This is a genomic window from Paenarthrobacter nicotinovorans, from assembly GCF_021919345.1.
In the GTDB taxonomy this organism is placed as follows: Bacteria; Actinomycetota; Actinomycetes; order Actinomycetales; family Micrococcaceae; genus Arthrobacter; species Arthrobacter nicotinovorans.
In genome coordinates, this window is sequence record NZ_CP089293.1 from 4,141,980 (window position 1) to 4,155,296 (window position 13,317).

Genomic DNA, 13,317 nt, shown 5'->3' on the forward strand with positions numbered 1-13,317 from the left:
ACGAGGTGGATGATTGTGTCCTCGCCAAGCCCGTTAGCGGAGGTCTGGCCCACCTGTCTCGGCGAGTTCGCCTAGCACGCTGATTCCCTCGTCGTCCCCGTATTGGGTGGCGTCTTGATCGACATCGGAAAACGAGTCGGCCGCCTCGTCATTAGCGAGGTGCGGGTATTTCTCAAGAAGAAAGCGCTTCCGGTACTCAATATTTGCGACGTCGACAATCGATTCCAGAGTGGCCCAATTGAAAGCGCCACCCAAGACGATCCCGGCTGCCGGGACGACTTTGCCGAGCCCTTGCTTGGTAAGCCGAAAAGCGAACTTTTCCGCAAACTTCTTGGAGACCTGGGCTACGAGCGACATATCCAAGAGCACCGCCCAGTTCTTGCCACGCACGAGTGCCTGGGTCAGCCGTGAAATGTCAGCCATCGCGGCAGTCTTCGCGCTGGCTGACATTGCCGTGCCAGCGTTGACGACAGACATAACGAAAAGTTTCTCCGCTGGTTCTTCGGGGTCGTAGCCGTACAGCAGAGATATGTGACCGACGGAGCGGGACGCGAGACCTAGAACTAATGCAGCGTCACCAACGAATGCCCCGGCGATTGCTGCCCCTGAAGGCGCAGCCGCGGCTCCGCCGGTGACGGGGACAGCGAGTTCCCCTCCGGAGATCACCAGTCCTGCACCGGCCCCCGAAAGAGCTGCAGCAAGAGGGTAGCCCCAGCTCATACCTCTCCCGCGGACAACGTCGATTTGCTCAAGGTCGAGGTGACGCAAGTCGGAGAGCCTCGTAACGTCGTGGCCGTTCTTTTTGTGTTTCGCAACAACCTGTTTAGGAGATAGACCGGCCCGTGAAATGCGCCCGGCCGCCTGCCTCATGGAGCCAAACGCAGCCCCACCCCAGTCGCTGATGCCGTCGGGAATGGAGTCCTTGGCTTTGCGTGCTCCGCTTTTGCTGAGACACTTCCCGGAGAGGCGACTAAACAAGACTCCGTCACCGGTGAATCCCCAGCCTTTAGGATTTTCGAGGGCTTCCGCTCCTGAAGAGAGCGCCGACCAGCACTGCCTCAGGAAGCATTAGGTTTTCGAGACACCACAGTGTCCGCCTCAGGTGTCGACCGGAATATAGTTCACCCAGCGTGATCAAGGCGCTGCCTCATTGGGGCTCTGAGCGCTTGGTCGAGGTAATCAGTGCCGGTTTCCTCAAAACTGTACCCAAGATCGACGAAGCTATCGACGTTGAGGATCTCGCGGGCGAACTCCCGAAGCGGCACCCGCAGTACCCCCCACCTGCAAGGATTTAGTCAGTATGCTTACGAGTATGAGGATTTGAGGACACGCCCCTACTCAGGAGATACCGATGCTTCGTAAGTTAGCCATAACTACAGCCGCCTTGGCCCTTTTTGCCGGGTCGATGGCATCCACCACCGCCGCAGCAAACGCCGCAGCCCCGGCGGCAGCCGCAACCACCGTCCACGCGCAGGGCAGCGTAGCCGCCACCACGGCAACGCCTTCGCCGGATGCAAGCAACCCCTCGGGCCCGTCAACGCAGACACCCACCAACCCCGGGCCATCCTCGGGTGCGCCCAACACACCTAACCCCGCAGGAAGCGGACCAGCCAACCCCGGCACGGGAGAATCCGAACCCCAGGAGCAGACCCGCACCAACGCCGTGCCGTGGGTGCTGGCGGGCGTTGCCGCCGTCATCATCATCGCGCTAATCATTTGGACCCTGCGGAACCGGCGCGGCCGGGACAAGGGAATCAGCCGGGAAAGCTAGGCCAGCTTCCCGATAAGGCTGCCTTCGAGGTTTTCGAGCAGGTGCCGCGGATTGTCATAGACTTCCGCGGCACCTGCGTCGCGCAATTCGGCCTCGCTGATTCCGCCGCAGGTCAGCGCGATCACCGGAACGCCAATGGCAGAGCCGGCCTTTACGTCCCAGACAGCGTCGCCCACGAAAACCACGTCCTGTGGTTCCAGGTGGAGCTTCTCCAAGCACGCCTCCAGGATGTCGGGCGCGGGCTTGCTCTCCTTCGCGTCATTGGAACTCGTCCACGCATCAATGGAGGATCCGGCGTCGAGGAGCCTGCGGCTGACCTCAAGGTCGCGATCCTGCGCCGAGGACGCCAATCCGACCGCCAGCCCGGCTTCCGAACAGGCGGCCAGGAGATCCCGGGCCGATTCGAAGGTCCGCAGCGCGGGCCAGAAGGTGGAAAAAACCGCACTGTGCGAGGACTTGAGGTTTTCCTGCAAGTCCTCCGAGGGCTCCGGCACCAAGCTCTGGATGAGCCGGTCGCCTCCCATGCCGACTCGCCGGTGGATGGCCGACATTTCGATGTCCAACCCTTCCCGCCGGAACGCCTGCCACCACGCCATGGCGTGGAAGTAGCTCGAATCAATCAGGGTGCCGTCCACGTCGAACAGGACACCGCGCTTCTTTGACGTCGCCTCAGTTGCCACAGCTGACCACCTTCGCTTGTGTCCGCGTCCCCTGGGCGGCGAGCGCAGAATCAATCACGGGCTCTTCCAACATCAATACGGCGTACCGCTCCGCAGAGCCGGTTTGCAGCAGGCCGGTGCCGGCCACTTCCCGGATCGCAGCCACCCCTTCAACGGCGTCATCCACCGTGGAGAACCGCTTGGACAAACCCATCAGGCAATCCCCGCCGTCCACCATCAAAATCCGATATCCCCCATCGGGCGTTTCCACCAGTTCCAAACGGCCGGCCATCGCTACCTCCTCGTTTTCGATGAAAAACAGCTTAGTAAGACTACTTAGTATAAGCCCTTGGAAATAATCCGTAACGCTGGAAATACGCGCCTGCAACTTCTTGTTGGCGTGGATATGACAACAATCGGAATTATCGGTGCAGGACACATTGGCAGCCAGGTCGCACGCAAGGCGGTCGAACTCGGCTACGACGTCGTGATCAGCAACTCACGCGGACCCGAGACCCTCGGCGACCTCGTCGCGGAACTGGGGCCGCGCGCCCGGGCCGCGACGGCGGCCGAAGCAGCAGCGGCAGGCGATTTCGCCGTCGTGACCGTTCCCCTGAAGAACTACCGGGACGTTCCCGCCCAGCCGCTCGAAGGCAAGGTGGTTATCGACACGAACAACTACTACTGGGAGCGCGACGGACGCATTCCGGAGCTGGACAACGGTGAAGCAACCACGTCCGGCCTGCTCCAGAAGCACCTCCCCACCTCGAAGGTGGCAAAGGGCTTCAACCACATCTTCGCCAAGGACATCACGACGGACGGCACTCCGGCGGGGACGCCGAACCGTCGTGCCCTGGCAACCGCCAGCGACTTCCCGGAAGCAGCGGAGCTCGTCACCAGGCTTTACGACGAATTCGGTTTCGACACCGTCAACATCGGGCCCCTTGCAGACAGCTGGCGGGTCGAGCGCGACCGTCCCGCCTATGTCATCCGGCAGAACGCGGATGAACTTCGGGAGAACCTCGCCAAGGCGAACCGCACCAACTGAACCACAGCGCACGACGGCGGACGGGCGGCTTGCGCCTGTCCGCCGTCGCACGTCGTGGAACAGTCGGGTATCACCGCGCGGAGGTGGTGCTCATCACGGCAGCATCCAAGCTAAGGCCAAGTTCCTCTTACCATTCGAAGCAGTATCCGTAAGCAACAGCCCCCGCCGTCTAGTCTCGCCCTATGGAAAAGACCCTTTACGACACAGTCATTGTTGGCGGCGGCCACAACGGACTCACAGCGGCCGCGTACCTGGCTCGGGCGGGCAAGAGCGTAGCCGTCCTGGAGCGGGACGACCACTTCGGCGGCGCGGCTGTTTCAGCGGCCGCCTTCAAGGGCGTCGATGCCCGCCTCTCGCGCTACTCCTATCTGGTCAGCCTGCTTCCCCAGCGGATTATCCAGGAGCTGAACTTGGACATAGCGCTGGCCCGCCGCAGGTACTCCTCCTACACACCGGACCCGGAAAACCCCGAAAAAGGCCTCCTCATCGACGGCGGCGACTCCCACGCCAGCCGGGAATCCTTCGAAAATGTGGGTGCGGGAGTTGACTTTGACGCGTTGGAAGGCTTCTACGCCGACACCGGCAAGCTCGCGCAGGCCTTGTTTCCCACCGTTTGCGAACCACTGCCCAGCCGCTCGGAAGCCCGGGCCCTCGTGGCTGACGACAAGCTGTGGAACTCCTTCATCGAGAATCCGCTGGGCCAGGTCATCACAGAGCGCCTCACCCACGATCTGGTCCGGGGCATGGTTTCCACCGACGCCCTGATCGGCACCTTCACTTCGCTCGACGACCCCTCCCTGGATGCCAACCGATGCTTCCTCTATCACGTGATCGGCAACGGGACCGGCTTGTGGGACATTCCCTTGGGCGGCATGGGGTCCGTTTCCCGCGAACTCGAGCGGGCGGCCCGGGAGGCCGGGGCGGTGCTGTTGCCATCGGCGGAGGTAACAGCCATTTCCGACGACGGCGAAGTCCGGTTCCGGCACGACGGCAGCGAACACGTGTTCCAGGGCAGGCGTATCCTCGCCAACGTTTCGCCATGGGTCCTGCAGGACCTTCTGGGAGTGCCGTCACCGCAGGAGGTCGCCCGGCCCGAAGGGGCGCAGATCAAGGTGAACCTGCTCCTGAAGCGCCTTCCGAAGCTCCGGGATGCCACGGTCACTCCCGAAGCCGCTTTCGGCGGGACCTTCCACATCAATGAGCGGTACCAACAGCTTGCCGACGCGCACCGTGCGGCCACCGACGGGCAGATTCCCAGCCCACTCCCCTGTGAGATCTACTGCCACTCCTTGACTGATCCGAGCATCCTTTCCGGGGAGCTTGCAGCCGCCGGAGCGCACACATTGACGGTGTTCGGGCTGCACACCCCCGACCGGCTGGTGACGGAAGAAAACAACCACGTGATGCGTGCCAAGCTCCAGGCCGCCGTCCTCGAATCGCTCAACTCGGTCCTGGCCGAACCCATCGAGGACCTCCTGCTCACGGACGCCGACGGAAACCCGTGCGTCGAGGCCAAGACCACCCTTGACCTTGAACATGCCCTGAACATGTCGGGGGGCAATATCTTCCACGGCAAGCTGCAGTGGCCCTTCCTGGAGGACGACGAGCCCCGGGCTTCCCCGGCTGAACGGTGGGGCGTCGCAACGGGGTACCCGAACATCTTCCTTTGCGGGGCAGGTGCCCGCCGCGGGGGCGGAGTCAGTGGATTGGGCGGGCACAACGCCGCCATGGCGGTCCTGGAGGATTTGCAGGACGAAACCGTGTCATGAACCGGGCCGTGACTGCACTTTATGGGTGGCTGCCTCTTCGGATGCTCGGCGCATAGGGCTTCCGGGGAGGCAGCTGCACCACTCAGCGCAGCCCTACACCAAGGAGCCCCATGTCCACCAAAATCTCCGCTTGGCCCGCCGCGACGCCCATGTGGGTGGATTTGGGAGTGGATGACCTGGACGCGGCCAAGGCCTTCTACGCGGATCTGTTTGGGTGGACCTTCGCTTCCGGCGGCCCGGAGTCCGGGGGTTACGTCCTGGCGGAACTCCGGGGCCGCGCGGTGGCTGGAATCGGCCCTCAACAGGACAAGGACGCCCCGGCCTCGTGGACTACGTACCTGGCGTCAGATGACGTTGACCAGACGGCCGGCAGAATCGTGGGCAGCGGCGGTCAACTGATCGCGCCGCCTTTCGATGTGATGGACTCCGGCCGGATGGCCCTGGCTTCAGACAGTCTCGGTTCGGTGTTTGGGATCTGGCAGGCCGGGAACCACATCGGGGCTGAACGAGTCAATGAACACGGTGCGCTGTGCTGGAACGAACTCCACACCCGCGACAAGGAGGCGGCGCGGTCCTTCTACACGGACGTCTTCGACGTCAGTTTCCAGGAAATCCACGACGACGGCTACGTGTACTCCACCATCTGCAGGCCCCTGGACGGCAGGGAAGTCGGCGGAGTGTTCCACGATGCCGAGGCCTCTTTGCCCGACCGTTGGATGACGTGGTTCGCCAGCGACCACGTCCAAGCCACCGCGCTGAAGGCGGTGGAGCTCGGCGCCACGCTCCTCCGACCGGCCGCGGAAAGCCCTTTGGGACGCACGGCCATCGTGCGGGCGCCGCAAGGTGAGACCTTCGGCATCATCGACGCGCCCCGGACGAACAACTAAGCGGTCCGGCTGCACGATCAGGCGGCGGCGGGATCCAACGCCTCCGAGATCACCTCGTGTGCGTGCGCCGCGGCAAGCGGCGCCGCCAAGCGGTGGACGGCCTGGAAGGTCCTGCGGACAGCAGGCCCATGCCACTCCGGCGGCAGGTAGTCCGCGGGCAGGTTCGGGTCCTTGTACGGAAACTTACGCCACAAGGTGAGCATGGGGATGTAGTAACGGAAGGCTTCGCGCCGCAACTCCTCGGTGGAACCGGCCAACGCGGCCTCGGGATCATCTCCAACCCGCCGCGTCCACTGCTCTTCGGCCCCCTCATAGAGTTCCAGGAACTCGGTGAATTGCTGGTCGAGTTCGTTCAGGTCCCACCATTCGGCGATCTTCGGACGCATGGGGCCGTCAAACACGTAGTCGCTGCGGAAAAGGTCCACGAATTCGATCAAGCCACTGCTTGTGAGCCGCTCCCTGGCCTGCTCAAGCTTGCCCGCCGGTGCGATCCACACGCCGTTCGCCACAGACCCAAAGCCAAGCCCCAGCAGTGCGGAGCGCAGCTGGTGCCGGCGGTTGCGCATGGACTCCGGCACTGAAAATACGGCCAGTACCCATTTGTCCACGGGGGCGGCCTGCTCAGGGGCGAAGATCCTCCGGTCGCCCTCACGGAACACATCGCTGACGGACTCGGAAATCTTGTACTTGGCGATGCCACCTTCACGCACGCTCTTGAGCACGCCCTTGGCCTTGAGCCTGGACACGGAAGAACGCACTCCCGGAGCGTCATATCCCAGGGAACCCAGCATGGAAATCAGTGCTGAGACCGGCAAGGCGTCGCCCGCGTTCCGGCCGTAGAGGCCAAAGATCGTGACGAGGAGTTGCTGGTGGCGCACCGGGGGTGCCGGGACGGCGAACATCGAAAACATCCTCATTTCCGCGCCAAATGTTCAGGCGCCAGTCCACTTCATCATAGGTGTGGGAGCGCCGCCGCCTGCTCAACGAAAGGCCACGAACTGGCAAGCCCATAGTAAGGATGCTTACTATGGAGGAACACTTGAACTCCGCAACAGGATCAAGCAGCCACATCAGGTACTTTCCGCATCAACGATAGGAAGCGCATCATGGCAGGAAATCTTGTAGCCCGTTCCATCCACGACCTCACCGCTGCGGCATGGTTCGGCGGCTCATTGATGGGGGCCATCGGGCTCAACGGAGCCGCCGCAGAAGCCAAGGACCCCACCGAGCGCACCCGCTTGTCCAGCAAGGGCTGGGGCAAATGGGCTCCGATCCAGACCGCGGCCTTCGCGGGCCACCTCGCCTCCGACCTCGCCATCGCCTGGGAGAACAAGGGGCGCATCGCCAAGCAGGACAATGTGGCCGCCAACACCGTCTACAAGACCGTGGTGACCCTGGCCGGAGCTGCGGTGACACTTTACGCAGGCATCGTGGGCAAGAAGGTTGACGAGCTCTCCGGCGAAGGCGCCGAAGGAGCCACGGAACCGCGCGCAGGTGCCTCCGATGAGCTGAAGTCGGCACAGACCCAGCTTAAGGCCCTTCAGTGGGCCATTCCCGCCTTCGCTGCCTGGGTCATCATTCTCGGTGCCAAGCACGGAGAGATGCAGCGCCCCAAGAACATCCTGAAGGGCCTGCGCTAACCACGTCGGGATGGCAGTTAATGACAGTCCCGGGGTTCCCAATTGTCATTAACTGCCACCTCGCGGGGCTGCTTCCTAGACGGTGCTGACGGTGACGTCGTCGGGATCGACGTCGACGGCGGCGACGGGCACCTCAGGCTGCGGCTTGGGAATCATCGCCACCGCCCCGGCCGCCAGGACGGCGATGCCGGCAAAGATCGCGAAATTCGCCTCGAAGGGCAACTTGGAGCCTGCAATCCAGCCGCCGATCAGGGGCCCGGAAATGGCACCCAGCCGGGCAAAGCTCAGCGCCCAGCCTGTGGCTGTTCCACGGACCTTGGCAGGGTAGTAGTCGGCAATGTAGCCGGTGAGGACCAGCGACGTCGAGATCGAACCGACGCCGGCGAACGCCACGAACAGCAGATTCACCACCATGGTGTTGGGGAAGACCAGCAGCATGATGCCCAGGCCGCCCAGGATGTAGAACACCACCAGGATGAGCTTCTTGCCGTACTTGTCAGCCGCGCGGCCAAGGAGCAGGCCACCGATGGCAGAGGCGAGGCTGAAGACCAACAGGAACGTCAGGGACGAGCCGAGGTCGTAGCCGGCCTTCTTCATGATGCTCGGCAACCAGGTATTCAGCCCGTACACCAGCACCAGGCCGCAGAACAGCGAGATCCAGAAGAACACCGTGGAGCGCAGGTACTTCCTGGAGAACATGGTGGTGATGGTCTTCCACCAAGGATCCGCAGGCCCGCCGTTGGCAACCGGGGCCGCCGGGACAACAGGCCGGTAGTCGGCGATCTGAAGAGTAGCGGCCAAGGCCTTCGCCTCGGAACGGCGGCCCTTTGTCTCCAGGTATTCCAGCGATTCGGGCAGGAATTTCCAGATGACCGGGAGCAGGACAATCGGCGCCGCTCCAATGGCAATCACGGCACGCCAGCCACCCAGGGGCAGGACAAACAATGCAGCCAGGGCAGCTGCAACAATGCCCAGGGAATAGCCGGAGTACATGAGGCCATAGTTGAATGACCGCTTGTTCGGGGCTGAGTACTCGATGGTCAGTGCAGCCGCCACCGGGATGACACCACCCATGCCGAGACCGCCGATAAGCCTGAACAGCCCGAACAGTTCGGGGGTAGGTGCCCAGGCCGCGCCGGCTTGGGTGATCGTGAAGATCACCATGGATGCCAGGAGCATCTTCTTGCGGCCTACGAGGTCGCTGAGCGTGCCGATGAACAGAGCACCAATAAGCATGCCGATCAAGGCATATGACCCCAGGCCGCCCAGGGCAAGCGGCGACAGGTTCCATTCCTTGTACTCCGCAAGCGCGGGAAGGACAGCGCCGAGGACGCCGACGTCATAGCCTTCGGCGAGGATCGCGAGCCAGCAGCAGAACAACACCAGGCCGGTGGTCTTCTTAGGCACGTTCCAGTCGTTGACTGGTGCGGTAGCCACGGCTACTTCACCAAAACCGATGCAGCAGCCGACGCCGGGGTCCACCGGAGGTGCGTGGTGGCCTCGTCGATGTCCGCTTCCTTCAGCAACGAAAGGCGGGGACGGACGGCGTCAGTGCGCGAGCTCGGTGGCTTGCGGCGTCCCGCCCGGAATTGCGGGATCCACTGGGCGCCGGGCCCCTGGTACTCCTGCTCAGCGGCGGCATGCAGGGTCCACTGCGGATCGTACAGGTGCGTGCGGCCCAGGGCGATGAGGTCCGCACGGCCGGCAAGGAGGATCGAGTTGACGTCGTCGTAGCTTGAGATAGCGCCGACGGCGATCACCGCCACACCTGCCGGAGCGGCCACTTCCTGGCGGATACGGTCAGCGAACGGCGTCTGGTAGCTGCGGCCGAAGGCAGGCTTTTCTTCCTTGGCCACCTGGCCGGTGGAGACGTCCAGGCCGGCAGCGCCGTGGGCGACAAAAGCCCGGGCGATCTCCACGGAATCGTCAGACGTGTTGCCACCCTCGATCCAGTCGGTCGCTGAGATGCGTACCGTCAAAGGCTTGCCGGCAGGCCAGGCCGCGCGAACGGCGTCGAACACTTCCAACGGGAACCGCAGCCGGTTCTCCAAGCTGCCGCCGTATTCGTCGGTCCGCTTGTTGGAAACCGGCGAAAGGAAGGAGGAGAGCAGGTAGCCGTGGGCCGCGTGGATCTCCAGAAGGTCGAAACCTGCCTCCTCGGCACGGACGGTGGAGGCAACGAACTCCGCCTTGATGGCATCCATGCCGGCACGGTCCAATTCCACCGGGGTCTGGTTTTCGGCGCTGTACGGCAGGGCGGAAGGCCCGACGGCGGTCCAGTTTCCCGACTCGAGCGGCTGGTCGATGCCCTCCCACATGAGCTTGGTGGAGCCCTTGCGGCCGGAGTGGCCCAGCTGCGCGCCGATCTTGGCGGTGGAGCGGCTGTGAACGAAGTCCACGATCTCCTTCCAGCTGTCACGCTGGCCATCGGTGTACAGGCCGGTGCAGCCGGGGGTGATGCGGCCCGTTTCGGAAACGCACACCATCTCGGTCATGACCAGGCCCGCGCCGCCCAGCGCCTTGGACCCCAGGTGGACCTTGTGGAAGTCGCCCGGGACGCCGTCAATAGCGGAGTACATGTCCATCGGGGAGACGATGATGCGGTTCTTGAGCTCCAGCCCTCCGAGGCGGAACGGCTGGAACATGGCCGGGGCAACGTCGCCAAGGCCCTGAGATTCAGCGAAGTTACGCTCCACGGCCTCGGCGAATCCGGGATCCCGCAAGCGCAGGTTCTCCTGAGTGATGCGGCGGCTGCGGGTGAGCAGGTTGAACGCGAATTGGGTGGGATCCTGGTCCTTGTACTGGCCGATGCGCTCGAACCATTCAAGGGAAGCCTGGGCTGCACGCTGGGTCGACGCCACGACGGGCCGGCGTTCGGCCTCGTAGGCCTCCAGTGCTTGCTCCACCGAGGGGTGCTCGTGCAGGCACGCAGCCAGGGCCAGGGAGTCCTCCATGGCCAGCTTGGTCCCGGAGCCGATGGAGAAGTGGGCCGTGTGGGCAGCGTCGCCCAGCAGGACCACGTTGTTGTGGCGCCAGCTCTCGTTGCGGACCGTGGTGAAGTTGATCCACTTGGAGTTGTTGCTCAGGACCTCGTAGCCGTCCAGTTCCTCGGCGAAGATGTCGCGGATTTTGGCAATGGCCTTTTCGTCCGAGACACCCGGCGGGAAAACCTCGTTGGCGGTCTCGTCGAAGCCCGCTGCGTGCCACACGTCCTGGTGCATTTCCACAATGAACGTGGAGCCCTCATCCGAGTAGGGGTAGCCGTGGATCTGCATGACGCCCCACTCGGTTTCCTTCACGAAGAACTTGAAGGCTTCAAAGACCTGGTTGGTGCCCAGCCACATGAACTTGTTGGTCCGCGGATCCAGGTTCGGTTTGAAGGACTCCGCATACCGGGCGCGGATCTGGGAGTTGATTCCGTCGGCGGCCAGGACAAGATCGTAATTGGCCTCGAGTTCCTCCACCGGCGGCGCCAGGGTGCTGAACCGGACATCCACGTTCAGTTCGATGCAGCGGCGCTGGAGCAACTCAAGGAGTTCCTTGCGGCTCATTGCCGCAAACCCCTGCCCACCCACCGTTTTCATCTCGCCCCGGAAGTGGATGTCGATGTCGGACCATCGGGCGAACCGACGGCTCATGTATTCGGCCACCACGGGGTCGGCGTTGCCGATGCCGCCGAGGGTCTCATCGGAAAACACGACGCCGAATCCAAAGGTGTCGCTGGCAGCGTTGCGTTCCCAGAGGGTGATGTCGTGGGACGGGTCCAGCTGCTTCATCAGTGCTGCGAAGTACAGGCCACCCGGGCCGCCTCCAACGATTGCGATCTTCATGGTGATGCTCCTTTTCAGGCCTGGCTCTGGCCGGCAGGGGTAAGTTGCGGGGTTTGGCTCGCGCTCCCGGCGTCCTGTGCAAGGACTCCTTCGCGGAGCTTGAAGTGCTGGAGTTTGCCGCTGGGATTGCGCGGTAGTCCGGTGACGAAGCGGACGTCCCGGGGGTACTTGTAGGGCGCGATGGTCTGCTTCACGAAGTCCTGGATTTCCTTGCGCTTGGCGGCGTCGCCGGTGACTCCGTCGCGCAGGACAACGAAAGCGCAGACGATGCTGCCGCGTTCCTCGTCCGGGATGCCGATGACCGCGTTTTCCACGACATCCGGGTGCTGGTCTATGGCCGATTCAACCTCCGGCCCGCCGATGTTGTACCCGGAGGAGACGATCATGTTGTCCGAGCGAGCCTGGTAGGTGAAGTACCCGTCGGCATCCATGGCAAAGGTATCCCCGGTGACGTTCCAGCCTCGCACCACGTAGTTCGCCTGCCGGGGATCATCCAGGTAGCGGCACCCGGTGGGCCCGATGACTGCCAGGCGGCCGATGTTGCCCGCGCCGAGTTCGTTGCCGTCGTCGTCCAGGATGGTGGCCCTGAACCCCGGCACAGCACGCCCCGTGGTTCCAGGACGGATATCGTCCCCGGCAGCGGAGATGAAGACGTGCAGCATCTCCGTGGCCCCGATTCCATTGACCAGGCGCAGGCCTGTGGCTTCACGGACGGCTTCCCAGGTCTCCTTGGAAAGGTGCTCTCCGGCAGAGACGGCAATCCGCAGGCTGCGCAGGAGATCTCCGCGCTTCTCCTTCAGGATGGCCCGGTACGCCGTGGGGGCGGTGAACAGGATGGTGGCACCGGCTGCGGCTGCGTGCTCTGCCAGTTCCACGGGTCCGGCTTTCTCGGTGAGGAGGGATGACGCGCCGAAGCGGAGCGGGAAGACCACCAGGCCCCCGAGTCCGAACGTGAACGCAAGCGGAGGTGAGCCCGCAAAGACATCGTCAGCCGTGGGTTGCAGGATGTACCGGGCAAACGTGTCGGCGTTGGCCAGGATGTCGCGGTGGAAATGCATGGTCACCTTGGGCACACCGGTTGTACCCGAGGTCGGTCCCAGCAGGGCAACGTCGTCCGCGGCCGTGTCCACAGCGGTGAACTCCCCGCTCTTGCGCCCGCAACGGGAGGTGAGGTCGCCGTCGTCGTCCGCGTTACCGGTGGTCGATCCGTACGCCAGGACAGTGACATCGTCCCCTGCCGCGATCGCGAGCTCGTCCACGAAGCGGTGGTCGGAAATCGCAACCGCCGGCTTGGTAAGTCCGATCAGGGTGGCGACCTCGGTGGAGCGCAGCATGGGCATGGTGGTGACCACCACGGCTCCGGCCTTCAGGACGCCGAGCCAGGCCGCGACGATCCACGGGTTGTTGGGACCGCGCAGCAGCACGCGGTTGCCGGGAACCACGCCGAGGTCTTCGGTGAGGACCTGGGCCACCTGGTTGGAACGGGTTTGCAGCTCGCCGTAGCTCCAGACAACGCCGTCTGGAGTACGGAGGGCGGGACGGTCGGCACCGTACTGCTCGACAGCGTCGTCGATCAGCACGGCGGCAGCGTTGAGCCGGTCCGGGTATTGGAGTTCGGGGAGGGTGAATTCGAGCGCCGGCCAGGTATCGGCGGGCGGCAGGTGGTCGCGGGTGAACGTGTCCACGTGGGCCGATGGCAACATGCTCATGGCC

Annotated in this window: 12 protein-coding genes; 5 read left to right on the top strand and 7 right to left on the bottom strand. The window is 63.7% G+C overall.

Features of this window, described 5'->3' with window-relative positions; genetic code table 11:
- Positions 1-33 precede the first annotated feature (33 nt).
- Positions 34-978 (bottom strand): EcsC family protein, encoded by a 945-nt coding sequence (locus JMY29_RS19285; RefSeq protein WP_079582929.1) that lies wholly within the window; start codon positions 976-978, stop codon positions 34-36.
- Between the two features lie 373 nt (positions 979-1,351).
- On the opposite strand from JMY29_RS19285, the gene JMY29_RS19290 reads away from it, so the two are divergent.
- The gene (locus JMY29_RS19290; RefSeq protein WP_189076563.1) at positions 1,352-1,771 is read left to right on the top strand and encodes a hypothetical protein; all 420 of its coding nucleotides are present in this window, start codon (positions 1,352-1,354) and stop codon (positions 1,769-1,771) included.
- Here JMY29_RS19290 and JMY29_RS19295 read toward each other — a convergent pair.
- Entirely contained in the window at positions 1,768-2,451 is a 684-nt protein-coding gene (locus JMY29_RS19295; protein WP_018780346.1) for an HAD family hydrolase, read from the bottom strand. The two genes, JMY29_RS19290 and JMY29_RS19295, sit on opposite strands and share 4 nt — an antisense overlap.
- Positions 2,441-2,722, bottom strand: coding sequence for a hypothetical protein (locus JMY29_RS19300; RefSeq protein WP_229778684.1), 282 nt, complete (start codon positions 2,720-2,722; stop codon positions 2,441-2,443). Before JMY29_RS19300 ends, JMY29_RS19295 begins: the two co-directional genes overlap by 11 nt.
- A gap of 114 nt (positions 2,723-2,836) precedes the next feature.
- Here JMY29_RS19300 and JMY29_RS19305 point away from each other — a divergent pair, with 114 nt between their 5' ends.
- The 3 genes from JMY29_RS19305 (at position 2,837) to JMY29_RS19315 (ending at position 6,134) form a co-directional block, all read left to right on the top strand.
- A complete protein-coding gene (locus JMY29_RS19305; RefSeq protein ID WP_064723800.1) occupies positions 2,837-3,478 on the top strand; it encodes an NADPH-dependent F420 reductase in 642 nt (213 codons plus the stop codon).
- Between the two features lie 182 nt (positions 3,479-3,660).
- A complete protein-coding gene (locus JMY29_RS19310) occupies positions 3,661-5,247 on the top strand; it encodes a phytoene desaturase family protein (RefSeq protein ID WP_189076564.1) in 1,587 nt (528 codons plus the stop codon).
- Between the two features lie 110 nt (positions 5,248-5,357).
- On the top strand, positions 5,358-6,134 hold the full coding sequence (locus JMY29_RS19315) for a VOC family protein (RefSeq protein WP_039243422.1): 777 nt from the start codon (positions 5,358-5,360) through the stop codon (positions 6,132-6,134).
- Positions 6,135-6,151: 17 nt separating this feature from the next.
- On the opposite strand, the gene JMY29_RS19320 is transcribed toward JMY29_RS19315, so the two are convergent.
- Entirely contained in the window at positions 6,152-7,051 is a 900-nt protein-coding gene (locus tag JMY29_RS19320) for a PaaX family transcriptional regulator (RefSeq protein ID WP_229778685.1), read from the bottom strand.
- A 189-nt stretch (positions 7,052-7,240) separates the two neighbouring features.
- Between JMY29_RS19320 and JMY29_RS19325 the strand changes: the two genes are divergently transcribed.
- Complete coding sequence (locus JMY29_RS19325; protein ID WP_039243426.1) at positions 7,241-7,774, top strand: ABC transporter permease family protein; 534 nt, start codon at positions 7,241-7,243, stop codon at positions 7,772-7,774.
- Between the two features lie 75 nt (positions 7,775-7,849).
- On the opposite strand, the gene JMY29_RS19330 is transcribed toward JMY29_RS19325, so the two are convergent.
- From JMY29_RS19330 to JMY29_RS19340, 3 genes are read right to left on the bottom strand one after another with little or no spacing between them, the layout of a single operon-like run.
- Positions 7,850-9,211 (bottom strand): MFS transporter, encoded by a 1,362-nt coding sequence (locus JMY29_RS19330; RefSeq protein WP_039243512.1) that lies wholly within the window; start codon positions 9,209-9,211, stop codon positions 7,850-7,852.
- 2 nt (positions 9,212-9,213) lie between these two features.
- Positions 9,214-11,604 carry a bifunctional salicylyl-CoA 5-hydroxylase/oxidoreductase gene (locus JMY29_RS19335; protein ID WP_189076565.1) on the bottom strand — a complete coding sequence of 797 codons (2,391 nt, stop codon included), beginning with the start codon at positions 11,602-11,604 and terminating at the stop codon, positions 9,214-9,216.
- 14 nt (positions 11,605-11,618) lie between these two features.
- Positions 11,619-13,313, bottom strand: a complete 1,695-nt coding sequence (locus JMY29_RS19340; RefSeq protein ID WP_189076566.1) for an AMP-binding protein — start codon at positions 13,311-13,313, stop codon at positions 11,619-11,621.
- Between the last annotated feature and the right edge of the window lie 4 nt (positions 13,314-13,317).

What these genes read in the sequence shown, in the direction of transcription:
- JMY29_RS19290 (WP_189076563.1), top strand. Translation starts at nt 1,352, where the DNA reads ATGCTTCGTAAGTTAGCCATAACTACAGCCGCCTTGGCCCTTTTTGCC.
- JMY29_RS19300 (WP_229778684.1), bottom strand. Translation starts at nt 2,722, where the DNA reads ATGGCCGGCCGTTTGGAACTGGTGGAAACGCCCGATGGGGGATATCGG.
- JMY29_RS19305 (WP_064723800.1), top strand. Translation starts at nt 2,837, where the DNA reads ATGACAACAATCGGAATTATCGGTGCAGGACACATTGGCAGCCAGGTC.
- JMY29_RS19310 (WP_189076564.1), top strand. Translation starts at nt 3,661, where the DNA reads ATGGAAAAGACCCTTTACGACACAGTCATTGTTGGCGGCGGCCACAAC.
- JMY29_RS19315 (WP_039243422.1), top strand. Translation starts at nt 5,358, where the DNA reads ATGTCCACCAAAATCTCCGCTTGGCCCGCCGCGACGCCCATGTGGGTG.
- JMY29_RS19320 (WP_229778685.1), bottom strand. Translation starts at nt 7,051, where the DNA reads ATGAGGATGTTTTCGATGTTCGCCGTCCCGGCACCCCCGGTGCGCCAC.
- JMY29_RS19325 (WP_039243426.1), top strand. Translation starts at nt 7,241, where the DNA reads ATGGCAGGAAATCTTGTAGCCCGTTCCATCCACGACCTCACCGCTGCG.
- JMY29_RS19335 (WP_189076565.1), bottom strand. Translation starts at nt 11,604, where the DNA reads ATGAAGATCGCAATCGTTGGAGGCGGCCCGGGTGGCCTGTACTTCGCA.
- JMY29_RS19340 (WP_189076566.1), bottom strand. Translation starts at nt 13,313, where the DNA reads ATGAGCATGTTGCCATCGGCCCACGTGGACACGTTCACCCGCGACCAC.